We start from the raw sequence: 22,032 nt of genomic DNA, 5'->3' as shown, positions 1-22,032 counted from the left end.
CGAACCGCCACCGCCCTGTCGTCATCGCTGCCTAGGCTGCGCGGAACGTGGCTACCGGCGGCGCCGATGATCGATCTGGAAAAGAGCCTCAGCGAACGCTACCCGGGCTGGTTCGCCGGCCCCCGGGGGCTGATCTCGCGGCCGCTGTTGCGCGGCCTGGGCAAGTTCTCGCGGCTGGCGGAAGCTAACGCCTTCCTCGAAGCGCACCGCGACACCGCCGGCTTCGCCTTCGTCGAAGCGGCGCTGGAGTTTCTGCAGGTGCGCTACACCGTCGACCAGGTCGAGCGCGAGCGCATCCCGCAGACCGGTCGCGTGGTGCTCGTCGCCAATCATCCGGCGGGCGCGATCGATGCGCTGGCGCTGCTGCACTTCGTCTCGACGATCCGCCGCGACGTGAAAATCGTCGCCAACGATTTCCTCTGCGACATCCCCGGCCTCCGCGAGCTGCTCTTGCCCCTGCGCATCCTCGGCGGGCGACCGAGCGCCGAAAGCCTGGCGCAGATCGAGCGCGCCTTGGGCGAAGAACACTGCGTCATCGTCTTTCCGGCTGGCGAAGTCTCGCGCCTGGGCTGGCGCGGCATCCGCGATACGCACTGGCGCCGCGGCTTCCTGCGCTTCGCGCGCGTGGCCGACGCGCCGGTGCTGCCGGTGAAGATCGGCGTGCGCAATTCGGTCCTGTTCTATGGCGCCTCGGCCTTGTACAAGCCCGCGGGCACGGCCTTGCTGCCGCGCGAAGTCCTGGCGCGCAAGGGCGCACGCGTGGACCTGCGCGTCGGCCTGCCGATGGCCTTGCCGGTGCAGCGCGACGATGCGTCCGCACTCGCGTCGATTCGCCAGGCCTTGTACGCGATCGGCTCGCGCCGCGAATCCGTGCCGCAGGGACCGTTGCCGCTCGTGCATGCCGTCGACCGCGCCGCGCTGCTGCGCGAGTTCGGCAAATTGCCGTTGCTCGGCCAGACGCCGGATGGCAAACGCATCTACGCCGGTTCGCTGGCGGCCGACTCGCCGCTGCTGCGCGAGATCGGCCGCCTGCGCGAACTGAGTTTCCGCGCGGTCGGCGAGGGCACCGGCAAACGCCTGGACATCGATGCTTACGATGCCTGGTACGAACACATCGTGCTGTGGGACAGCGAGGCGCTGGAAATCGCCGGCGCGTATCGCGTCGCGCGCGGCGAGCCGGTGCTCGCTGAGCGCGGGATCGAAGGTTTCTACACCGCGTCGCTGTTCCGCTATCCCTGTCAGCTGTTGCCGCGGCTGGCGCAGGGCATGGAGCTCGGTCGCAGCTTCGTGGCCCCGAAATACTGGGGCACGCGCAGCCTCGACTATCTGTGGCTGGGCATCGGTGCCTACCTGCGCGCACATCCGCAGGTGCGCTATCTGTTTGGCCCGGTGTCGATAAGCGCCGATCTGCCGATCGCCGCGCGCGAGCAGCTCGTGGCGTACTACTCGCGCTATTTCGGCAGCGAGGAGCGGGATGTCGCCGCGCATCGTCCGTTCCGCTATCTGGCAAGTCCGCCGAGTTTCGGCGAACTCGACGCGGACGCGAGTTTCCGACTGCTGAAAGCCAATCTCGATGCGCTCGGCAGCCGCGTGCCGACGCTGTACAAGCAATACACCGAGCTGTGCGAACCCGGCGGTGCGCGCTTTCTCGCCTTCGGCGTGGATCCGGCATTCAACAACGCCGTCGACGGCCTGATCGAAGTCGATCTCGCGCGCATCCGGCCGCGGAAACGCGACCGCTACCTCGGCGGCCCCGCGACGGCCTTGCCCACCGACTGTCCGGCGGCGGCATGACCGTCGCGCGCGATGGCGAGGCGATGTTGCGCGCGGTGTTCATTTCCGATGTTCACCTGGGGTCGCGGCATTGTCATGCTGAGGAGTTGGCGACGTTCCTGGGTGCCTTGAACTGCCGCCGCCTGTACTTGGTCGGCGATATCGTCGACCTGTGGTGGCTGTCGCAACGTCGCGCGGTCTGGGGCGCGGCGCAGCATCGCGTCGTCGAAGCCCTGCATGGTCTGGCCAAGCGCGGCACCGAACTGATCTATGTGCCGGGCAACCACGACCGGCCGATCCGACGCTTCTGCGGCCTCATGCTGCCGCGCATGAGCGTGCGCCGGCGCGTGATCCACACCCTGTTCGATGGTCGCCGCCTGCTGGTCACGCATGGCGACGACTACGATGCGCAGACGCAGTTCGGCGGCTTCCAGGAAGCATTCGGCGATTGGCTGTATTACGTCATCCTGCACAGCAATCGCCTGACCAATGCGCTGCGCCGCAGACTCGGGCTGCGCTACTGGTCGCTGGCGGATTTTCTCAAGCGGCAAAGCGCCGCCGCCGAGCGCTACATCGAACGTTTCGTGCGCGCGGGTCTGGACGACGTCCGCCGACGCGGACTCGACGGCATCGTCTGCGGGCATATCCATCGTGCCGACCTGCGCACCGTCGATGGTCTGATCTATGCCAACGACGGCGACTGGGTCGAGAGCCTGAGCGCGGTCGCCGAGGATGCCGAGGGCAACCTGTGCCTGCTCGAGGCCGGTGGCCGCGAAAGCGTGCGCCTGCATTCGCGCCGGCCGTCGCTGCACGTGCTGCCGCGCGCGGCCTGACGCGATCACGCGCGACAAGGCGCGGGCTTCTGGCTAGTCTGCGCGCTGGCCTGGCCGGAAAACTTCATGGATTCCCTGACGCATCTGTTTCTCGGCGGCGCGATCGCAGCGGCAATCGCCCCGGCAAAACATCGGCGCATCGCCCTGCTGGCCGGCGCGGTCATCAATTCCCTGCCGGATCTGGACGTGATCCCGCTCGCGCTGTTCGCCGACGATCCCATCGTCAACATGACCTGGCATCGCAGCGTCACCCATTCCCTGCTGGTGCTGCCGCTGGTCGCGGCCTTGTTGTCGGCGTGGCTGAGATCGTGGTGGACGCCAGTGCGCGAGGAGCCGCGGCGCTGGTTCTGGCTCGTGCTGATCACCTTGCTCGCGCATCCACTGATCGACGCGTTCACGTCCTACGGCACGCAGCTGTTCTGGCCGCTACCGGTGCCGACGGCGATGTGGTCGAGCCTGTTCATCATCGATCCGATGTTCACCTTGCCGCTGGTGCTGGCGTGTTTCTTCGGCTGGCTGTTGCGCGAGCGGGCAGCGCGGGTCGCCTTGCTCACCGGGCTGGTGCTGAGCGGCGCGTACCTGGGTTGGTCGTGGATCGCCAAGACACGCGTCGAGGCCGCTGCCGATGCCGCGCTCGCGAGCCTGGGCCTGCAGGACGCGCCGCGCTTCTCCGCGCCGATGCCGTTCAATACGCTGCTGTGGCGCGTCGTGGTGATGACGCCGGACGGTTTCGTCGAAGGCGAACGCTCCCTGGTTGCAGATCGGGGGCCGATGCAGTTCCAGGCGCATGCCAGCGACACGCAGGCGATGGCAGCGGTGGCGGCCTATCCGGCGACCCGGAAGCTGGCCTGGTTCAGCCACGGCTTTCTCAAGGCGCAGGTTCAGGATGATCGCGTGGTGTTGTCGGATCTGCGCATGGGCGCCGAACCCGACTACAGCTTCCGTTTCGTCGTCGCGGCGCGGGACGGCGAGGGCTGGCGCGAACTCCCGGTCGAACAGCTGACCTGGCCGTGGAATGCGCGCGAACGCCTGCCGGGCATGTGGCGACGCATCTGGCACGCGCCCTGAGACCGGCGGGCGGCTTCGTTCTACACTCGCCCCACGAGGGGACGCGCATGAGCCAGAACACCGATCACATCAAGCTGCTGATGCAGGCGCTGCGTGCGGGCAAACGTCTGGATATCTCGCAGTTGCCCGAGCCGATGCGCGCGCAGGTGCAGGCGCAGCTGGACAAGATGCCGCCCGAGCTGCGTCAGCGGCTGCTCGAGGGCGCGGAGACGGTTGCGAAATCCGCGGCGGTGTCCGCGCATGCGCCGGCGCGCATCGCGCCGCGCAAGGATGTCGTCGGTCACTACAACCAGACCATCCAGCCCGGCGACGGCGGCTCGACCCTGGTGCTGCGGCTGTTGATCCTGTCGGCGCTGGGGCTGGCGGTCTATCTCGCCTTGACCTGATCGCCGGTTCGCGAATCAGGCCGCGAGCGCCACGCCGGCGGCGAGGGCATCGAAGTAGTCGCGGGTCAGGTCGATCTGCGCGCGCGCGGTTTCCGCCTGATTGACCACGGCGCGGAACGCCGCGTTCTCCGGGCGATCCTTGGCGTACCAGCCCAGGTGTTTGCGCGCGATGCGCACGCCGGCCACTTCACCGTAGAAGGCATGCAGGTGCTCGAGATGTCCGAGCAGGATGTCGCGGATTTCCAGCAAGGACGGTTCCGGCAGCGTCTCGCCGGTCGCCAGGTAGTGGGCGATTTCGCGAAAGATCCACGGCCGGCCCTGCGCCGCGCGCCCGACCATGACGGCATCCACGCCGGTCGCGGCGAGCACCTGCCGCGCTTTCTCCGGCGAGGTGATGTCGCCGTTGGCGATGACCGGAATCGTCAACGCGGCCTTGATCTGCGCGATCGTGTCGTATTCGGCCTCGCCCAGATACAGATCGGCGCGCGTGCGACCGTGCACGGCGAGCGCGGCGATGCCGCTGTCCTGCGCGATGCGCGCGATGCGCAGGCCGTTGCGGTTCTCGCGGTCCCAGCCGGTGCGGATTTTCAGGGTCACTGGCGCCGAGCTCGCTTTCACGACCGCGTCGAGAATGCGCGCGACCAGCGTTTCGTCGCGCATCAAGGCCGAACCGGCCCAGACATTGCAGACTTTCTTCGCGGGGCAGCCCATGTTGATGTCGATGAGCTGGGCACCGTGATCGACGTTGTAGCGCGCGGCGTCGGCGAGGATGGTTGGATCGGTGCCCGCGATCTGCACGCTGATCGGCGCGGGTTCGCCGGCGTGGTCCATGCGGTGCAGGGATTTGCTGGTCTGCCACAGGCGCGGATCGCTCGTGGTCATTTCCGACACGCACAGGCCCGCGCCCAGACGCTTGCACAGCATCCGGAACGGCTTGTCGGTGACGCCGGCCATGGGCGCGAGCACGACGGGCGGATCCAGGCGGTAGGGGCCGATTTGCATGGCGACAGTCTAGGCCGTGGCGAAGCGCTCGCGGACCTCGGCGCGCGTCGGCATCGCTAGGGCGGCGCCGTGGCGTTCGACTTTCAATCCCGCCACGCGGTTGGCCTGGGCCACGGCGTCGAGCAGGGGCTGGCCACCGGCCAGCGCGGCGGCGAGCGCGCCGTTGAAGGCGTCGCCGGCGCCGGTCGTATCGCGCACGTTCACAGCTTCGGCCGCGATGCGCGTGTAGCCATTGGCCTGGGAAACAAACACGCCATCGGCACCGAGCGTGACGATCACGGTCGGCACGCCGAGGTCGCGGCACAGGCGGTGCAGGATCGGTTCTTCCTGCTGGACCAGATACGCGGCCGCGATATCGTGGCCGGCATGGTCGCGCAGCAGCTGCGCGAACTCGGTTTCGTTTGGCGTGATCAGGTCGATGCCGTCGAGCGCCGGTTGCGCGGTCGCGTCCACGGGCGGTGCCGGGTTGTGGATGACCAGCACACCGGCGGCACGCGCCAGCGCGTGCGCACAACGTGTCGCTAGCGGATCAACTTCGTGCTGCGTGAGCAGGACACGCGCACCGCGCAGCACAGCGGCCTGCGCCTGCACGTGTTCGACCGACAAGGCGGCGTTCGCGCCCGGGCCGACGACGATCAGATTCTGGCCCTGGCCATCGAGCACGATCGCCGCCGTGCCGGTCGCCTGCGTGGGGCAGCGCTGCCAGTGCGCCTGCAGTCCTTCTGTTGTCGCGAGCGCCGCGGCGCCGTCGCCGATCGCATCGCTGCCGATCGCGGCGATGAAATGCGTCGGCGCACCCTGGCGCACCGACGCGATCGCCTGGTTGAAGCCTTTGCCGCCGGGACCGCAGGTGAAGCTGCCGAGTCGGGTTTCGCCCGGCACCGGGAAGCGCGACGTCGACCAGACATGGTCGAGATTGAACGAACCGACGACGACCACGGACCCAGACATCGTCGTCGGCCGCGCTTACTGCAGACCCAGTAGGACGCCGGCGATCGTCGCGGTCATGAGGGTTGCCAACGTGCCGCCGAGCACCGCGCGCAGGCCGAAGCGGGCGAGATCGGCGCGACGGTCTGGAGCGATGCCGCCGATGCCGCCGATCTGGATGGCGATCGAGCTGAAGTTGGCGAAGCCGCACAAAGCGTACGTCAGGATCAGGCGCGAATGTTCGCTGATCGCGCCCACGCCCGTGCCCTGCGGCGTTGCCGCCAATTGCAGGTAGGCGATGAACTCGTTCAGCACGACTTTCTGGCCGATCAGGCCGCCGGCGACGACGGCATCCTTCCAGTCGATGCCGATGACCCAGGCGATCGGGGCGAGCACGTAACCCAGAATCAGGCCGAGGTTAAGGCGAACTGGCGTGGCGCCTGCGGCAAGTCCGTGGTTGAGCATCATGTTGAGACTTTCGTAACCGCCAAGGTGCCAGTCGCCGACCCAGCCGATGATCGCGTTGAGCATGGCGATGAGGGCGACAAAGGCGAGCAGCATCGCGGCGATGTTGATCGCCAGCTTCATGCCGTCGGACGCACCGCCGGCAGCGGCGTCGATGACGTTCTTGCTGTCCCGCTCGACATGCACGGTCACCGTGCCGCCGGTCAGCGGGCGACCGGTTTCGGGGATGAGGATCTTGGCAATCAGCAGCGTTGCCGGCGCGGCCATGATGGACGCGGCGAGGAAGTGCTTGGCATACATCTGCTGCATTGCCGGGTCGGTACCGGCCAGCATGCCGATGTACACCGCCATGACGCCGCCGGCGATATGCGCCATGCCGCCGATCATCATGGTCAGCAGTTCCGAGTCCGTCATCTTGCTGATGTAGGGACGCACGGTCAGCGGCGCTTCGGTCTGGCCAATGAAGACGCTGGCGCAGACGCTGGTCGTTTCCGCGCCGGACACGCGCATGACCTTGGTGATCGCCCAGGCCATGCCCTGCACGACCTTTTGCATCACTCCCAGGTGATAGAGGATGGCCATGAACGAGGCGAAGAAGATCACCGTCGGCAAGGCATGGAATATGAACACAAAGCCGTACTTGTCCTGATCGGCGAAGCCGCCGAGGATCATCTTCGATCCCTCATTGGTGAAGCCGATCAGGGTGACGAACACCTGGCCCAGCGCGCCGAACACCGTGCTGCCGATGCTGGTGAGCAGGACGAAGGCAGCGAAGGCGATCTGCAGCGCGACGCCGGTGGCCACCAGCCTCCAGTCAACCGCTTTCTTGTTGTTGGAAAACGACCAGGCAATGCCCAGCAGGACGGCGAGGCCAAACAGGCCGAACAAAATTCCATTCATGATGCGGTGGTGATCCCCTGAGCGATGGGGCAGGGTAGTGCAGCCCCCCGGTTCGGGCAAGGCGGCGGAGCGGCGGGTACGCGGCTTGGTGACCGGGTCAGTGGTCCCGTGCCATGACGCGGTTGCGTCCGGCCTGCTTGGCCGCGTTCAGGCGCAGATCGGCCATGCGCATCAGGCCCGAGACGTCGATCGCGTCCTGCGGACTGCAGGCGATGCCCGCGCTGAAGGTCATCGGTCGCGGCTCGTAGCCGTCGTCGGGCACGAAGGGCGTGCTCTCCAGGCGGCGACGCAGGCTGTCCATGCGTTCCCAGGCCGAACCCAGCGGCTGCCGCAGGATCAGCACGAATTCCTCACCGCCCACGCGCATCAGCGGCTCGTCGCGGCCCAGCTCCAGGCGCAGCGTGGTCACGGCATGGCGCAGGGCGCGGTCGCCGGCGAGATGGCCGAGGTCTTCGTTGATGCGGCGGAAATAGTCGAGATCGATCAGGGCCAGGCACAGCGTCTGCCCCTCGCGGCGCGCTTCGGCGAGGATCTGCGGCACCCGGTGGTTGAGATAGGTGCGATTGGGCAATCCGGTCAGGCCGTCGGTGCCCGACAACTGCACCAGCCGCTGCATGCGGAAGACGATGATCGCGGTGATCAGCGTCGAGAGCGCCAGCAGGAAAGCGCGCTGCAACTGCGTCGACCATTGCACGGTGCCGTATTCGGCGGAAATCAGCGGCCCGTCCGCGGTAGTCAGGAACGCCGCCGAGATCAGCAGGAATTGCGCGACGGCGACCAGGCCGGTGATCAGGGTGACGCGGGCATCGTTGCGCAATGCGGTCGCGAACACCGACAGCGGATAGATGCACCAGACCACCACGCTGTTGAGTCCCGACGCCGGCGAGCGCAGCGCGAGCACGGCCAATACCAGGCTGATGATGGTGACGTCGCCGAGCGAGGACACGAGCGGCAGCCAGCGATGCCGGCGATGGCGTTTGGCCAGGCTCAGCCAGAGCAGGCTGAGCAGGAACACGCCGCCGACGCCGGACAGGCCGATCAAGGATTCGGTGCTGTCGCCGCCACCCCAATAGTTGATGAGCGGCAGCAGCAGCAACAGCAGGGCGATCGCCAGACGCAGTCGCGCCAGCAGGGTCTCTCCGCCGGCGCCGACTTCAAGCATGATCTCGTCGGGCGGCTCTTGCAGCGAGCGGCGCAGGTCGTGCAGGGATTCGCGGAGCGTGCTCAAGCGTGGCTCGGGATCGCATCGGGGGGTGGCCCGAGCATAGCCGCTGCCGCCGACGGTGTCAGGACGCGAGTCCGAACCAGGCCACCCACAGGCCCAGCGCGGCGAACACGCCGGCCGCGGTAAAGCGTGCGGCCTTGAGCGGCAGGCGATGCGCGAACTTCGCGCCCAGCAGCACCACCGGGACGTTGGCCAGCATCATGCCCACGGTCGTGCCGGTGATGACCTGCCACAGCGGCGTGTATTTCGCGGCGAGCACGACGGTGGCGATCTGGGTCTTGTCGCCGATCTCGACAAGAAAGAAAGCGATGAACGTGGCAACGAAGGCGCCGAAGCGCGGCGGCTTCACTTCCTCGTCCTCGAGCTTGTCGGGCACCAGGGCCCACGCGGCGACGGCGAGGAAGCAGGCGACCACGATCCAGCGCAGGACCTGCGGCGACACCAGGCCGGCGGCCCAGGCACCGAGCCAGGCGGAGACCGCGTGGTTGACCAGGGTCGCGGCGAGAATGCCGAAGATGATCGGCCAGGGTTTGCGATAGCGTGCCGCCAGCAGCAGGGCGAGCAACTGCGTCTTGTCGCCGATTTCGGCGAGGGCGACGGTCAGGGTGGCGATCAGCAGGGCTTGCATGCGTTACCGGATCAAGAGAACAAAAAAAACCGGTGCGGACTCCCGCTCGCGGGGTCCGCACCGGCCAGTGCAAGCATAGCGCGACCGGTTATCGGGCCGCCGGAACGATCACCATTTCGATCTGTTCGCCGTCATCACCGTCGTCGCCGTCATCAATGATCTGCACGTCGTTGACGGCCAGGCTGTAGATCTCCATCTCGCCATCGGACACCCAGGCCACCGGCGCGCCATTGGGCGGCGCCGGAGCGGCGGGCGGGGCCGGCGGCGGAGGCGGCGCCACACCCGGGGTGCGCGGAACGGCAGGCGGTGCCGGCGGGGCCGGCGGCGGCGGAGGCGGTGCCATGAACGGCAAGGCGCGTGCTTTCGGCACGGTCAGCGTCACGGCGGCGGCCTTGTGGTCGCGCAGGACGTCGACCTTGACCTGCTCGCCTTCCTTGCGCTCGCGCAGCGCGCGCATCACATCGCGCGGCGACGCGACATCGCTGCCCGCCACGCGCTGGATCACGTCGCCCGATTGCAGGCCCTTGAGTTCGGGGCCGCTGCTGACCACGAGCACGCCCTTGCTGGTACCGAAATAACGGCCGAGCGAGGCATCGACCGATGCGAGGTTCAGACCCTGCCAGCGGAACGCCTGCATCATCGCCGGCAGATGGCAGTCTTCCTTGCCCGATTCGCAATGGCGCATCGGTCCGCCCATGCGCTCGATGTCCATTTCCACCTGCGGCGACAGCACCATCATGTGGTCGCCACCGCGGCCGGGGCCGCGCATCGGCATGTCGCCGCCTTCGCGGTTGAACACCATCACGCGGCGGATCGCGTCGGCTTTCACGCTCGCATCGAAGGTCTTGCCTTCCCGGGCATAGGACAGACGCACGGTCTGGTCCTGCTTGAGATCGCCGAGCAGGCCGCGCGCACTCTCGACAGCGGCGGTGCCGTTGCCGGCGATCTTCTTGCCGTCGACCGAGAGCAGCACGTCACCGGTACGCAGGCCGGCCTTGGCAGCCGGGCTTTCCGGCGTGACCGCGGCGATGCGCACGCCGCTGGCGGCGGGGTTCGGTGCCATCACGATGCCGAGACCGGGGCGGCCCTGCATCGCCTCGGGCGGCATGCGCCAGCGCTGTTCGATGCGCTGCACATCGCCATCGCGACCTTGCATCGCGCGCGGCGCATCGTCGCTGCGGCGCACGATCACGCGCACGCGGGTGTCGTCGCCGGTCTGCTTGGACAGTTCTTCGATGCGCTGGGTCAGTCGTTCGATTTCGGCGCGCGCGGCCTGCTGCTGCGCGGTCGGTGCGGCGGGCGCCTTGGCCGGTTCGCTGGCGGAGGCGACGCCGGCGCACAGCGCGGCGCCGATCATCAGGGACAGGATTCGGGTTTTCATCGGGATCTCCTTCGGGTTTCTTGCGGGGTTCTTGCGGGTGCGGTCGGAACGGATCAGTATGCAGCGACCAGAGCGACATCGAGGCTCTGGCCCTGGGAAGCGAGGTAGTGGCGCGAGGTTTCCAGACTGGCAACATCGCGCAGCACCTCGACGCGCTGTTGCCACAAGGCCAGTTGCGCTGCGGGATCGCTGGCGACGGCCAGTTCGCTGTCGAGCGAACGCAGACTGTCTTCCAGCGCCAGACCCAGGGCGGCGGTATTGGCGCTGCTCGCTCCGTCGTCGCTGGCGGCAGCGACCAGGCGTTCCAGACGCGCCGATTCCGCCATCAGACCGGCGAGGTCGGGCGTGCTGCTCGTGCCGCTGGCCGAGGTGTCGGTGCCGGCGATCTGGGTCGGCGCTTCGCCGCGCGGGAACAACATCCATCCCAGGCCGATCAGCACGGCGGCCGCGGCCGCAACCTGCCAGCGCGGCTTGCGCTGCTGTTTCGCCAACCGGGCCGACAGCAGCGGCCAGGCGCTCGCGTCGGGACTTTCCAAGGGCAGGCGGGCGAACGCCTCGGCGATCGGAAGCGGGGCTTCGTGGGAACGGACATCAGCCATGGACGGTGACCTCGGTATCGATCTGGAGCTGCGCGCGCAATTTGCGGGTGCCGCGCGCGAGCTGGGATTTGGAGAACGAAATCGTCTTGCCCATGCTGGTGGCGATCTCGTCGTGGGTGAAACCTTCGGCGTGGTAGAGCCACAGCACGCTGCGGGTGACGTCGGGCAGCGCGGCCATCGCGCGGCCGAGCAGGGCGGTGTCGGCGGCCGTCGGCGGCAGCAACGTGTCCTGCGATTCGAGCTCGGCTTCGCTCGCCTCGTCGTCGATGCTCATGCGGTTGCGTTTGCGCAGGCGCATCAGCGCTTCGTTCACCGCGATCTGTCGCAGCCAGCCCCAGAACGGGGAGTCGCCGCGGAAATCGCCGAGCCGGTCGAACAGTTTGAGCATGGTGTCCTGCAATACGTCCTGGGCTTCCTCGCGCTGCCCGGTCAGGCGCAACGCCAGGGTGAACACCGGCCGCTCGAACCAGCGGTACAACTGCTCGAACGCCGTCGCCTCGCCGCGCTTGGCGCGGGCAAGGAGGGAGTCGGGCACATCGATCGCGAAGGACGAGGGTGGGCTCACATCAGTCAGTGATGCCGGCAGGGGAAAAAGGGTCGCAGCCCGGCCGCGCCGGGCCGGTTCCGCCTATACCGCCTATACTGGACCCCACATTCGTCGGGAGGGGAACCATGGGCATCTTGGTCGTCATTTTGTTGCTGGTAGGCGTGATTCTGGTCGCGAAAGCGGTGCGCATGGTGCCGCAGGGCTTCCAGTGGACGGTCGAGCGTTTCGGCCGCTACACCCACACCATGGAGCCGGGCCTGCACATGCTCGTGCCGATCATGCAGGGCGTCGGCCGCAAGGTGAACATGATGGAGCAGGTGCTGGAGATTCCGTCGCAGGACGTGATCACCAAGGACAACGCCGTGGTCAAGGTCGACGGCGTGGTGTTCTTCCAGGTGCTCGACGCCGCGAAGGCCGCCTATGAAGTCTCCAACCTCGAGCAGGCGTCCATCGCCCTGGTCATGACCAATATCCGTACCGCGATCGGTTCGATGGACCTGGACGAGTCCCTGTCCAAGCGCGACGAGATCAACGCCAAGCTGTTGCACGTCGTCGACACAGCGACCCATCCCTGGGGCATCAAGGTCAACCGCATCGAGCTCAAGGACATCCAGCCGCCGCGCGACCTCGTCGACTCGATGGCGCGTCAGATGAAGGCCGAGCGCGAGAAGCGCGCGAACATCCTCGAGGCCGAGGGTTTCCGCCAAGCCGAGATCCTCAAGGCCGAAGGCGAGAAGCAGAGCACCATCCTCGCCGCGGAAGGCAAGCGCGAAGCCGCGTACCGCGAAGCCGAGGCGCGCGAGCGCCTGGCCGAAGCCGAAGCGAAGGCGACCTCCCTGGTCAGCAACGCGATCGCCAACGGCAACGTGCAAGCGATCAACTACTTCGTCGCGCAGAAGTACATCGAAGCGTTCAAGGCGCTGGCCGAAGCGCCGAACCAGAAGTTCGTGATGATGCCGATGGAGTCGACCGGCATCATCAGCTCGCTCGGCGGCATCGCCGAACTGGCGCGGGAAAGTTTCGGCATGCAGGCGGCTGCGGGCGGTCCGGCCAAGCCGCCGCGTCTGCCGGGAGCCTGACATGAGCCGGGAAATGATCTTCTGGGCTTGCGCGGCCTTGCTGCTGATGGCCGCCGAGACCTTCGCGCCCGGCGCTTTCATGCTCTGGCTCGGCTTCGCGGCGGCCGGCACCTTCGTGCTGGTCTCGGTATTGCCGCTGGCGCCGATCTGGCAGGCGGTCGCCTTCGTCGTGCTCAGCTTCGTTTCCGTCGGCGTCTACCTGCAGTTCTTCCGCGGCAAGGAAAAACCCAGCGACCAGCCGTTGCTCAACCGTCGCGGCCAACAGCTGATCGGCCAGGCCTTGCCGCTGGAGTCGGCGATCGTCAACGGCCAGGGGCGGGTGAAGATCGGCGACGCGTTCTGGACGGTGCAAGGTCCCGACCTGCCGGCCGGCACGCGCGTGCGCGTGATCGCCGTCGACAGCATGACGCTGAAGGTCGATCCGGCCGACTGAGGGCCCACGCCGCGGTCGCGCGATCGGAGCGCCGATCCGTACCGGCGAGTACAGAAAAACGGGGCGCTGCGGCGCCCCGTCGACTTTCCGGCTCTGCGATAATCAGCGTCTTTCCCGCCGTCCGGAACCGACCATGACCCAGAAGACGATCTACAACGAGACCCACCGCGCGCTCGGCGCCAAGATGGTGGACTTCGGCGGCTGGGACATGCCGATTCACTACGGCTCGCAGATCGAGGAGCACCACCAGGTGCGCCGCGACGCCGGCATGTTCGACGTCTCGCACATGACCGTGCTCGACATGCATGGCGCGAACGTGCGCGCATTCCTGGAAAAGCTCGTCGCCAATTCCGTGACCAAGCTGACCAAGCCGGGCAAGGCGCTGTACTCGTGCATGCTCGACGAGAACGGCGGCGTCATCGACGACCTCATCATCTATTACATGGGCGAGACCTTCTTCCGGGTCGTGGTCAATGCCGCGACGCGCGACAAGGACGTCGCCTGGATCCGCCAACAGGCCGCGCCGTTCGCGATCGACATCACCGAGCGCCGCGACCTGGCCATGGTCGCGGTGCAGGGACCGAACGCGCGCGAGAAAGTCCTCGGCCTGCTGTCGGCCGACGCGGCGAAGGCGGCCGGCAAGCTCGGCAAGTTCGTGGCGACCGAGGCGGACGGCATGTTCGTCGCACGCACTGGCTACACGGGCGAGGATGGCTTCGAGATCATGGTGCCGGAGACGCAGGCTGTGGATTTCTGGAATCGCCTGCTCGCCGCCGGCGTGAAGCCGGCCGGTCTCGGCGCCCGCGATACCTTGCGACTGGAAGCGGGCATGGCCTTGTACGGTCAGGACATGGACGAGTCGGTCAGTCCGCTTGAAGCAGGGCTGGCCTGGACGGTGGCCTTCGACGAAGGTCGCGACTACATCGGCCGCGCCGCACTCGAGACGCAGAAAGCCGCCGGCGTGCCGCGGCAGATGATCGGCATCGTCATGGACGACAAGGGCGTCCTGCGCCACGGCCAGACGGCGTTCACCGCTGCAGGCGAGGGCGAGATCCTGTCGGGCACGTTCTCGCCGACGCTGGGCAAGGCGATCGCCTTGGCACGGGTGCCGAGCGGCGAATTGGGCAGCGTCGAAATCGACATCCGCGGCAAGCGCGTGCCGGTGCGCGTGGTGAAATATCCCTTCGTCCGCGACGGCGCCGCCCAGCCCGGCGTCTGACCGAATCGGGGCGCGCTGACAAGGCTGTCATGCGCGCTTTGAACGGCTAGACTATCTCCGCGTTTCCTCCCCCCAACACCAGCCCCGAGGCCATGGCCATGAGTGAGATTCCCGGCGATCTGAAATTCCTCAAGTCCCACGAGTGGGCCCGCGTCGAGGACAACGGCCAGGTCACCGTCGGCATCTCCGACCACGCACAGGGCCTGCTCGGCGACCTCGTGTACGTCGAGCTTCCCAACATCGGCGACACCATCACGCTGGGCAACGCGGTCGCCGTCGTCGAGTCGGTCAAGGCGGCGTCGGACGTTTACAGCCCGGTGTCGGGCAAGGTCGTCGCGGTGAACTCGGCGCTGTCGGACAAGCCCGAGACCATCAACGAAGACGCTTACGGCGAAGGCTGGATCTTGGTCGTCGCGCCCGACGAACCGGACCAGCTCAACGAGCTGCTGTCGCCCGACGACTACGCCGAGCTGCTCGAGGACGAAGGCCACTAAACACGGCCCGCCCGCGTGACCCCTGTTCCGGCCGCCCTGTGCGGCCGGAACTTTTTCCGGCCCGCGATCGTGGGCCGCGTGCGCCGTTCGTATGTGCCGGGTGAAGACGGAAGCGGCGCTCGCCGGGCGTGCTCTCGCCGGTGCGTCGGTGCTGCTCGCGGCGATGGCGTCGTGCGGTGCGGCGAGGTCGATTCCGGGTCCGGATTTTCTTTTCCGCGCTCGTCGCGGCCGGAAAAGTTTTGCGCACTTTCGCGCAAATCGCTCCTCGAACGGGTTTTTTCCGACCGCGGGGGCGAAGAGAAAAATCGCCTCCGGAAGACCGATTGCGGGCGTCCGGTTCGCCGCGTCGCGACGCGCGCATTCGTCGCCGGGAATTATTCGCGTGCAAGGAAAGCGGCAAAAATCCGCGTTTTTTTTTCATCGCGGGAAAATTCGCCGCGCCGACGGGCGACGCCGACGCCACGATCGACCCGATTCCGGTCATTGCCGCGCCGGCGCCCCCGGGAAAATAATTCTGCAAAGTTGTTGACATCGTAAAAACACGTGATTAGCTTTCGCCCCAGCAGACCCACACCTGCGGAAGCGAGTGATAAGCAAACAGTCGACAACATGCACCGCCAACATGACCTCCGCCCAGAACATCGGCACGGTGGGCACAGGCTTCGCTTCCTTTAAAAAAACATCGCGGACACACCGCGACACCCCGATTTCGACGCCCGGACCCTCGCAGGTCCGGGCGTTTTCATTCGCGGCGCCGACGCGCCGCAACCCCATCCGTCACCTGGCTTCGGCCTGGCGGCGGTGCGCTGCGGGAATCGTCCCGCAGCGGTGCCTTTGAGACTGGGCGTCCAAAAGCCAACTGACGAGGAGTTGACCATGGCTACCAAGAAAGCTGCGAAAAAACCGGCCAAGAAGGCCGCTAAGAAAGCTGTAAAGAAGACTGCCAAGAAGGCCGTCAAGAAGACCGTGAAGAAGGCTGCCAAGAAGAAGGTAGCTAAGAAGGCCGTCAAGAAGACTGCCAAGAAGGCCGCCAAGAAGGTAGCCAAGAAGCCGGCTAAGAAGGCTGCCAAGAAGTCGGCGAAGAAAACCGCCAAGAAGGCCGTCAAGAAAACCGCCAAGAAGGCTGCCAAGAAGGTAGCCAAGAAGCCGGCTAAGAAAAAGGCTGCCAAGAAGGCTGCCAAAAAGCCGGCTAAGAAAAAGGCGGCCAAGAAGCCTGCTGCTAAGAAAAAGGCTGCTCCGGCGATGCCGGCGGCGCCTGTCGCTCCGGCGATGTAATCCGGAAAACCCGATAGCTGTAATCTCGACTCTCTCCCCGTGTAGCCCAGGCGGGGAGAGAGACTTTCCCGGGCACGGAAAGTACCGAAAGTTAAAAGCGCCGAAAGGCGCTTTTTTCTTTGGGGGATCGGGCGACGGACGGGCGCGGACGCGCCCGGGTCAGTCGTGGGCTTCTTCGCCGCTTTCCGGGTCGGCCACGCCGAGCCAGTCGCGCGGCGGCATGCCGGTGACCCGATCCATCAGGCTGGGCAGCAGCCCCGACGGCGCGGCGCTCTCGCTGTTCCAGAGCACCACGATGCCGACGTCCTCGTCGGGCAGGAAGCCGATCAACGCGCGGTAACCACGCACCGCGCCGCCGTGAAAGATCAGGGTGTGGCCGGAGTAGTCGTACACCCGCCAGCCCATCGCGTAATAGGCATTGAGCAGGCGTTCGCGCCGCCAGGGCGAGCCGTTGAGCTCGCCGGGGGTGTTCACCTGCGGCGTGTGGATCTCGTTGAGCAGGGCCGGCGGCAGCACGTCGGGCCGGTGGCCCATCTGGGCGATCAGCCATTGCGACATGTCGTGGATGCTGGCGTTGACGCCCGCTGCCGGCGGCACCCGGTAATAGTTTTCCTTCGGTCGTTCCGCCGCCCAGCCGCTGCCGCGGCGCACGTGCGGACGCGCCCAGCTCGCGCTCGCCTCGAGGGCTTCGCGGCCGTAGGTGCTGTTGTACATGCCCAGCGGGTGGAAGATGCGCTTCTCGACCTGGTGCGAATAGAAGTCGCCCGTGTCGGCGAACACCATGTCGCCGATCAGGCTGAAGGCGATGTTCTGGTAGGCGTAGCAGTCGCCGGGCGTGCAGGCCATCGGCGCGTCGGACAGCCGCTCGGCGAGCAGCTCGTACGGCGAGTCACGCTCGAGGTCGCGATCGAAGGTGTTCCGGGCCAGGCCAACGCGGTGGCTGAGGATGTCGCGCACCGACACCTTCTGCGCGCCGGCGTAGTCGCGCAGCTTGAAGGCCGGCAGCTGGTTGATGATCGGCGCGTCCCAGCTCATCGCGTCTTCGGCGACCAGCTGCGCGCTGATCGTGGCGGCGAAGGCCTTCGACAGGGACGCCAGGCGGAACACTGTGTCGCTGGTGACCGGCTGGTTGCTGCCCACTTCGGTCACGCCGAAGGTGCGCATCGAGACCACGCGCCCGTTCTGCACGATGGCCATCGCCAGGCCGGGCAGGTTCTTCTGCAGCACGACCTGTTCGGCGAGGCGTTCGACTTCGCGCGCTTTCGGCGTGATGTCGGCGACGGGGTGACGCAGGGGCACGACGACCGGCGCGGCGGCGGCCGGTGCACGATCAGCGGCGGCGAGGTCGCCGTGCAGCGGGGCGCCCGGCAACAGGGCCAGGGGCAGGGAGAGCAGCGCGGCGAGGGCGACTTTCTTGTGCATCGGGTCCAACGTATGCTTGCGCCGAAGGCCCATTCTAGCGTGCGCTTCGCGTACCGGCCTGAACGACGGAGAGCATCATGATTGTCCTGCTCGTACTCATCGCCCTCGTGGTGGTCGGCGCCCTCTGGGCCGTGGGCATCTACAACGGTCTGATCACCGCACGCAACGCCTACAAGAATGCCTTCGCCCAGATCGACGTGCAGCTCACGCGCCGTTACGACCTGATTCCGAACCTGGTGGAAGTCGCCAAGGGCTACATGGCGCACGAGCGGGAAACCCTCGAAGCCGTGATCAAGGCCCGCGCTGCCGCCGTCAGCGGCCTCGCCGCGGCCAAGGCCAATCCCGGCGACGCCGCCGCGATGGGCCAGCTGGCGAGCGCCGAGCAAGGCCTCGGTGGCGCGCTCAGCCGCCTCATGGTGGTCAGCGAGCAGTATCCGGACCTGAAAGCGAACCAGAACATGATGCAGCTCTCCGAGGAACTGACCTCGACCGAGAACCGCGTCGCGTTCGCGCGCCAGGCTTACAACGACTCCGTCATGGCCTTCAACAACAAGCGCGAAGTGTTCCCGTCGAGCGTCATCGCCGGCATGTTCAACTTCGTCGCCGCGGCCTTGCTGGAGATCACCGAGCCGGCCAAGCGCGACGCGCCGAAGGTCTCGTTCTGAAAGCCCGCCTTCGCCCGCCGCCTCTGCCCGCGGGCGAGGGGACGGTCGAGGGTGCGCGGAGCGCGACACGATGAACTTCTTCGAACGCCAGGACGTCGCCCGACGTCAGTCCAAGCGCCTGATGGTGCTGTTCGCCCTGGCGGTGTTGCTGATCGTCGGCGCCGTCGACCTCGTTTTGCTCGTTGTCCTCGGCCTGGGTCGCGAGGAGGACGGCGGAGGCGGGAGTCTGCTTGCCGGGCTGGTCGTGTCGACGGTGATGACCCTGGCGGTGATCGGTTGCGCGACGTTGTTCCGCATCGCCAGCCTGCGCAAGGGCGGCAGTGCGGTCGCCAGCGAATTCGGCGGCACCCCGGTGCCGGAAAACACCACCGATTTCAATCTTCGCCGCCTGCGCAACGTGGTCGAGGAGATCGCGATCGCGTCCGGCGTGCAGGTGCCGCAGATTTACGTGCTCGAGGACGAGGCGGGCATCAACGCCTTCGCGGCCGGCTATTCGCCCAGCGATGCCGCCGTCGCGGTGACCCGCGGCGCCCTCACCCGGCTCAACCGCGATGAATTGCAGGGCGTCATCGCGCACGAGTTCAGCCATATCCTCAACGGCGACATGCGGCTGAACATCCGGCTGATGGGGCTGTTGTTCGGCATCCTGGTGTTGGCCATCATCGGCCGCAAGATTCTCGAGAACGCCGGCGGCCGCGGTCGCAGCAAGGATGCCGGCGCCATTCTCGGCGTCGCGCTCGGCTTGCTGGTCATCGGCTACCTCGGCCAGTTCTGCGCGCGCTGGATCAAGGCCGGCATCAGCCGGCAACGCGAATACCTGGCCGACGCCTCGGCCGTGCAGTTCACGCGCCAGTCGACCGGCATCGCCGGTGCGCTCAAGAAGATCGCCGGCCTGTCCGAGGGTTCCCGGCTGGGCAGCAGCGAGAAAGAGGAAGTCGCGCACATGCTGTTCGGCGACGGCGTCGGTTACTCGGCGATGATGGCCACGCACCCGCCGCTGCTCGAGCGCATCAAGGCGCTGGAACCCAACTTCCGCAGCGATCATCTGCGCGACCTCAGCGCGCGCTGGAGCGCGCATCCGCCGATCGGGCTGGACGAGGACACGGCACTGGGTTTCAACGCCAGCACGCCGCCGCCGCTGCCCGGTGAACAGGTCGAAGTCACCGTGACGCCGCCGAACGTGGTCGCCCAGGTCGGTGCGCCGCAATCGGACGACTACCGTCGCGCCGGGGCGATCAACGACGCCATTCCCGAAGTGCTGCAGCGCGCGGTGCGCGACCACGAGGAAGTCATGCCGCTGTTGTTCGGTCTGCTGCACGCGCCGGCCGGCCGGGTCCGCGATCGCCAGCAATACGAGCTCACCGCGCGCCAGGACAAACGCATCGCGCAGCAATCGCTCGACTACGCCGATCGTCTGGAAGGCCTGCACCCGCTGCTGCGCCTGCCGCTGGCGTCGCTCGCGTTTCCGTTGCTGCGCCGGCGGCCGCGCAGCGAGCTCCAGCAGTTTCTCGACACGGTATATGCATTGGTGCATGCCGACGGCCAGGTGTCGCTGTTCGAGTACTGCCTGGGCCGCCTGCTGCATACGCAGGTGTTGGAGGCGCTGGATCCGTCGCGGGCCTGGGTGCCCGGGCGCAAGCGTCTGGCCGACGCCACGGCGGCGGTGATCACCTTGCTGACGGCCTTGGCCAAGGCCGGTCACGACAATCCCGCCGACGCGCAACGCGCGTACAACGCCGGCTTGCTGCGCGTGTTCCCGCGCGTGAACGCGCCTTACGCGCCGCCCACGCAGGGCATCGATGCGCTGGAATCGGTGTGGCCGGTGCTCGATGCCATCGAACCGACCGGCAAGGAGCTGCTGCTCGAAGGTCTGGTGGCGGCGATCAGCAGCGACGGTCGCGTGACCGTCGCCGAGGCCGAGCTGTTGCGCACGATCTGCGCGTCGCTGCATTGCCCGCTGCCGCCGATGCTCGAACAGGTCGAGTCGCGCCTGTCCTGAGCGGGCTCCTGCCGGAGCATCGACTCAAATCTTGCCGAGGATCAGGTCCGATGCGCGTTCGGCGATCATCATCGTCGGCGCATTGGTGTTGCCGCCGATCAGCTTGGGCATGACCGAGGCATCGACCACGCGCAGGCCCTGCACACCACGCACACGCAGCTGCGGGTCGACGACGGCGTCGGCATCGTCGGCGGCACCCATCTTGCAGGTGCCGATCGGGTGGTAGATCGATTCCGCTTTGCGGCGGATGAAGTCGGCGATCTGCGCGTCGCTTTGGACCGCCTCGCCCGGGAACAGCTCCTCGCCGCGGAACGGCGCGAACGCGTCCTGCGCGAAGATCCGGCGCGAGGTGCGCACGGCCTCGACCATGACCTTCAGGTCGAAACCGTCGGGGTCGTTGAGATAGCCCGGTTCGATGCGCACTTTGTCGGCGGCGTTGGCGCTGACCAGATATAGGCGGCCGCGGCTCTTGGGACGCAGGAAGCAGGCATGCACCGTGTAGCCGTAGCCGGGCATGCGGTTGCGACCGTGATCGTCGAGCTGCGCGGGCACGAAATGGAACTGCAGATCGGGGCGCTCGTCCTCGGCCAGGGTCGAGCGCAGGAAGCCGCCGGTCTCGGCGATGTTGCTCGTGCCCGGGCCTTGCTTGAACAGGTAGTACTGCAGCCCGACCAGCACGTCGCTGGTCTGGTCGTAGGTGACCTTCTGGGTGCAGCGCTGCATCGTGCAGGCATCCAGGTGGTCTTGCAGGTTGCCGCCGACGCCGGGCAGGTCGACGCGCACGTCGATGCCGTGTTGTCGCAGTTGTGCGGCCGGGCCGATGCCCGAGAGCATCAGCAACTGCGGAGAATTGAGCGCGCCGCCGGACAGGATCACTTCGCGGCTGGCGCCTTCGCTGTAGCCCTTGCCGGAAATCGAATAGACGACGCCGTTGGCGCGATCGCCGTCGAAGGTGACGCGGCTGACGGTCGCGCCGGTCAGCACGGTGAGGTTGGGCCGCGAGCGCACGGGCTTGAGATAGGCCTCGGCGCTGGAGCTGCGCGAGCCCTTGCGCGTCGTCGTCTGGTACCAGCCGAAACCCTGCTGCTCGGCACCGTTGAAATCGTCGGTGAGCGGGAAGCCGGCCTGTTCGGCGGCTTTCACGAAGACCGGCGACAGCGGATTTTCATGCGTGTGATCGGACACGCCGAGCGGACCGTCGCCGCCGTGGTACTTGCTGGCGCCGCGGGTATTGCCTTCGCTGCGCTTGAAATAGGGCAGGACCGCGTCCCAGTTCCAGCCTTCGGCGCCTTCGGCGGCCCATTCGTCGTAGTCGCGGGCGTGGCCGCGGATGTAGCACATCGCATTGATCGAGCTCGACCCGCCGAGCACCTTGCCGCGCGGCCACCACAGCTGGCGATTGCCCAGATTGGGATCGGGGGCGGTGGTGTAGTCCCAGTTCACGCCTTTTTGTCCGACCAGCTTCGCCAGGCCGGCGGGCATGTGCACGAACGGATGCCAATCGCTGGGGCCGGCCTCGAGCAACAGGACGCGCACGGAGGGATCTTCACTCAGCCGGTTGGCGAGAACGCAGCCGGCAGAACCGGCACCCACGATGATGTAGTCGTACACAGGACTGTCTTTCTTCGGTAACCGGGCGAGGCTAGGCCCGTGGCTTAGAGTAAATGCTTTAGGTGGGCGCGGCTGGCGGGCGGGTCGGGCCATGCTTTAAG

General features: G+C 67.1%; 20 protein-coding genes and 1 pseudogene. 11 read left to right on the top strand and 10 right to left on the bottom strand.

Going from position 1 to position 22,032, the window contains the following annotated elements; genetic code table 11:
- Positions 1–66 precede the first annotated feature (66 nt).
- The 4 genes from olsF to G467_RS0103780 all read left to right on the top strand — a co-directional run bounded on the left by olsF (position 67) and on the right by G467_RS0103780 (position 4,060).
- On the top strand, positions 67–1,794 hold the full coding sequence (olsF, locus tag G467_RS0103795; RefSeq protein ID WP_022968402.1) for a bifunctional ornithine lipid synthase OlsF: 1,728 nt from the start codon (positions 67–69) through the stop codon (positions 1,792–1,794).
- Positions 1,791–2,606: a UDP-2,3-diacylglucosamine diphosphatase gene (locus tag G467_RS0103790; RefSeq protein WP_022968401.1), complete on the top strand. Its 816-nt coding sequence runs from the start codon at positions 1,791–1,793 to the stop codon at positions 2,604–2,606. Before olsF ends, G467_RS0103790 begins: the two co-directional genes overlap by 4 nt.
- A 66-nt stretch (positions 2,607–2,672) precedes the next feature.
- Complete coding sequence (locus G467_RS15275; RefSeq protein ID WP_022968400.1) at positions 2,673–3,674, top strand: metal-dependent hydrolase; 1,002 nt, start codon at positions 2,673–2,675, stop codon at positions 3,672–3,674.
- A 47-nt stretch (positions 3,675–3,721) separates the two neighbouring features.
- Positions 3,722–4,060, top strand: coding sequence for a hypothetical protein (locus G467_RS0103780; protein ID WP_022968399.1), 339 nt, complete (start codon positions 3,722–3,724; stop codon positions 4,058–4,060).
- 15 nt (positions 4,061–4,075) lie between these two features.
- On the opposite strand, the gene dusB is transcribed toward G467_RS0103780, so the two are convergent.
- From dusB to G467_RS0103740, 8 genes are all read right to left on the bottom strand, one after another.
- Positions 4,076–5,062, bottom strand: coding sequence for a tRNA dihydrouridine synthase DusB (gene dusB / locus G467_RS0103775; protein ID WP_022968398.1), 987 nt, complete (start codon positions 5,060–5,062; stop codon positions 4,076–4,078).
- A 9-nt stretch (positions 5,063–5,071) separates the two neighbouring features.
- Positions 5,072–6,013, bottom strand: a complete 942-nt coding sequence (locus G467_RS0103770; RefSeq protein WP_022968397.1) for a ribokinase — start codon at positions 6,011–6,013, stop codon at positions 5,072–5,074.
- Positions 6,014–6,028: 15 nt separating this feature from the next.
- The gene (locus tag G467_RS0103765) at positions 6,029–7,354 is read right to left on the bottom strand and encodes a NupC/NupG family nucleoside CNT transporter (protein WP_022968396.1); all 1,326 of its coding nucleotides are present in this window, start codon (positions 7,352–7,354) and stop codon (positions 6,029–6,031) included.
- A gap of 97 nt (positions 7,355–7,451) precedes the next feature.
- On the bottom strand, positions 7,452–8,582 hold the full coding sequence (locus G467_RS17320; protein WP_022968395.1) for a GGDEF domain-containing protein: 1,131 nt from the start codon (positions 8,580–8,582) through the stop codon (positions 7,452–7,454).
- A gap of 58 nt (positions 8,583–8,640) precedes the next feature.
- Positions 8,641–9,207 carry a TMEM165/GDT1 family protein gene (locus G467_RS0103755; protein ID WP_022968394.1) on the bottom strand — a complete coding sequence of 189 codons (567 nt, stop codon included), beginning with the start codon at positions 9,205–9,207 and terminating at the stop codon, positions 8,641–8,643.
- 88 nt (positions 9,208–9,295) lie between these two features.
- On the bottom strand, positions 9,296–10,588 hold the full coding sequence (locus tag G467_RS18235) for a PDZ domain-containing protein (protein WP_022968393.1): 1,293 nt from the start codon (positions 10,586–10,588) through the stop codon (positions 9,296–9,298).
- A gap of 53 nt (positions 10,589–10,641) precedes the next feature.
- Complete coding sequence (locus tag G467_RS18145; RefSeq protein ID WP_022968392.1) at positions 10,642–11,187, bottom strand: hypothetical protein; 546 nt, start codon at positions 11,185–11,187, stop codon at positions 10,642–10,644.
- Positions 11,180–11,722: an RNA polymerase sigma factor gene (locus tag G467_RS0103740; protein WP_245559030.1), complete on the bottom strand. Its 543-nt coding sequence runs from the start codon at positions 11,720–11,722 to the stop codon at positions 11,180–11,182. The genes G467_RS18145 and G467_RS0103740 overlap by 8 nt, the downstream gene beginning before the upstream one ends.
- A gap of 137 nt (positions 11,723–11,859) precedes the next feature.
- On the opposite strand from G467_RS0103740, the gene G467_RS0103735 reads away from it, so the two are divergent.
- The 5 genes and pseudogenes from G467_RS0103735 to G467_RS18275 form a co-directional block, all read left to right on the top strand.
- Positions 11,860–12,813, top strand: coding sequence for an SPFH domain-containing protein (locus G467_RS0103735; RefSeq protein WP_026802330.1), 954 nt, complete (start codon positions 11,860–11,862; stop codon positions 12,811–12,813).
- A gap of 1 nt (position 12,814) precedes the next feature.
- Positions 12,815–13,246 carry an NfeD family protein gene (locus G467_RS0103730; RefSeq protein WP_022968389.1) on the top strand — a complete coding sequence of 144 codons (432 nt, stop codon included), beginning with the start codon at positions 12,815–12,817 and terminating at the stop codon, positions 13,244–13,246.
- 133 nt (positions 13,247–13,379) lie between these two features.
- Positions 13,380–14,465: a glycine cleavage system aminomethyltransferase GcvT gene (gene gcvT / locus G467_RS0103725; RefSeq protein ID WP_022968388.1), complete on the top strand. Its 1,086-nt coding sequence runs from the start codon at positions 13,380–13,382 to the stop codon at positions 14,463–14,465.
- Positions 14,466–14,563: 98 nt separating this feature from the next.
- Positions 14,564–14,959, top strand: a complete 396-nt coding sequence (gene gcvH, locus G467_RS0103720) for a glycine cleavage system protein GcvH (protein ID WP_022968387.1) — start codon at positions 14,564–14,566, stop codon at positions 14,957–14,959.
- A 1,149-nt stretch (positions 14,960–16,108) separates the two neighbouring features.
- A pseudogene (locus tag G467_RS18275) lies at positions 16,109–16,189 on the top strand (histone-like protein 2); the annotation flags it as partial.
- A gap of 204 nt (positions 16,190–16,393) precedes the next feature.
- On the opposite strand, the gene G467_RS15260 reads toward G467_RS18275, so the two are convergent.
- Positions 16,394–17,656: a serine hydrolase domain-containing protein gene (locus tag G467_RS15260; RefSeq protein ID WP_022968384.1), complete on the bottom strand. Its 1,263-nt coding sequence runs from the start codon at positions 17,654–17,656 to the stop codon at positions 16,394–16,396.
- 77 nt (positions 17,657–17,733) lie between these two features.
- Between G467_RS15260 and G467_RS0103700 the strand changes: the two genes are divergently transcribed.
- A complete protein-coding gene (locus G467_RS0103700; RefSeq protein WP_022968383.1) occupies positions 17,734–18,321 on the top strand; it encodes a LemA family protein in 588 nt (195 codons plus the stop codon).
- Positions 18,322–18,391: 70 nt separating this feature from the next.
- Positions 18,392–20,320 carry a M48 family metallopeptidase gene (locus tag G467_RS0103695; protein WP_022968382.1) on the top strand — a complete coding sequence of 643 codons (1,929 nt, stop codon included), beginning with the start codon at positions 18,392–18,394 and terminating at the stop codon, positions 20,318–20,320.
- 24 nt (positions 20,321–20,344) lie between these two features.
- On the opposite strand, the gene G467_RS0103690 is transcribed toward G467_RS0103695, so the two are convergent.
- Entirely contained in the window at positions 20,345–21,931 is a 1,587-nt protein-coding gene (locus G467_RS0103690) for a GMC family oxidoreductase (protein ID WP_022968381.1), read from the bottom strand.
- Between the last annotated feature and the right edge of the window lie 101 nt (positions 21,932–22,032).

Origin of the sequence: Arenimonas oryziterrae DSM 21050 = YC6267, from assembly GCF_000420545.1 — a bacterium.
GTDB lineage: Bacteria > Pseudomonadota > Gammaproteobacteria > Xanthomonadales > Xanthomonadaceae > Arenimonas > Arenimonas oryziterrae.
Note: the sequence above shows the minus strand (reverse complement) of the source record. Positions and strands in the feature narration are given on the sequence as shown.

Excerpts from the sequence above, each read along its gene's own strand:
- olsF (WP_022968402.1), top strand. The coding sequence starts at position 67 with ATGATCGATCTGGAAAAGAGCCTCAGCGAACGCTACCCGGGCTGGTTC.
- G467_RS0103790 (WP_022968401.1), top strand. The coding sequence starts at position 1,791 with ATGACCGTCGCGCGCGATGGCGAGGCGATGTTGCGCGCGGTGTTCATT.
- G467_RS15275 (WP_022968400.1), top strand. The coding sequence starts at position 2,673 with ATGGATTCCCTGACGCATCTGTTTCTCGGCGGCGCGATCGCAGCGGCA.
- G467_RS0103780 (WP_022968399.1), top strand. The coding sequence starts at position 3,722 with ATGAGCCAGAACACCGATCACATCAAGCTGCTGATGCAGGCGCTGCGT.
- dusB (WP_022968398.1), bottom strand. The coding sequence starts at position 5,062 with ATGCAAATCGGCCCCTACCGCCTGGATCCGCCCGTCGTGCTCGCGCCC.
- G467_RS0103770 (WP_022968397.1), bottom strand. The coding sequence starts at position 6,013 with ATGTCTGGGTCCGTGGTCGTCGTCGGTTCGTTCAATCTCGACCATGTC.
- G467_RS0103765 (WP_022968396.1), bottom strand. The coding sequence starts at position 7,354 with ATGAATGGAATTTTGTTCGGCCTGTTTGGCCTCGCCGTCCTGCTGGGC.
- G467_RS0103755 (WP_022968394.1), bottom strand. The coding sequence starts at position 9,207 with ATGCAAGCCCTGCTGATCGCCACCCTGACCGTCGCCCTCGCCGAAATC.
- G467_RS18235 (WP_022968393.1), bottom strand. The coding sequence starts at position 10,588 with ATGAAAACCCGAATCCTGTCCCTGATGATCGGCGCCGCGCTGTGCGCC.
- G467_RS18145 (WP_022968392.1), bottom strand. The coding sequence starts at position 11,187 with ATGGCTGATGTCCGTTCCCACGAAGCCCCGCTTCCGATCGCCGAGGCG.
- G467_RS0103735 (WP_026802330.1), top strand. The coding sequence starts at position 11,860 with ATGGGCATCTTGGTCGTCATTTTGTTGCTGGTAGGCGTGATTCTGGTC.
- G467_RS0103730 (WP_022968389.1), top strand. The coding sequence starts at position 12,815 with ATGAGCCGGGAAATGATCTTCTGGGCTTGCGCGGCCTTGCTGCTGATG.
- gcvT (WP_022968388.1), top strand. The coding sequence starts at position 13,380 with ATGACCCAGAAGACGATCTACAACGAGACCCACCGCGCGCTCGGCGCC.
- gcvH (WP_022968387.1), top strand. The coding sequence starts at position 14,564 with ATGAGTGAGATTCCCGGCGATCTGAAATTCCTCAAGTCCCACGAGTGG.
- G467_RS15260 (WP_022968384.1), bottom strand. The coding sequence starts at position 17,656 with ATGCACAAGAAAGTCGCCCTCGCCGCGCTGCTCTCCCTGCCCCTGGCC.
- G467_RS0103700 (WP_022968383.1), top strand. The coding sequence starts at position 17,734 with ATGATTGTCCTGCTCGTACTCATCGCCCTCGTGGTGGTCGGCGCCCTC.
- G467_RS0103695 (WP_022968382.1), top strand. The coding sequence starts at position 18,392 with ATGAACTTCTTCGAACGCCAGGACGTCGCCCGACGTCAGTCCAAGCGC.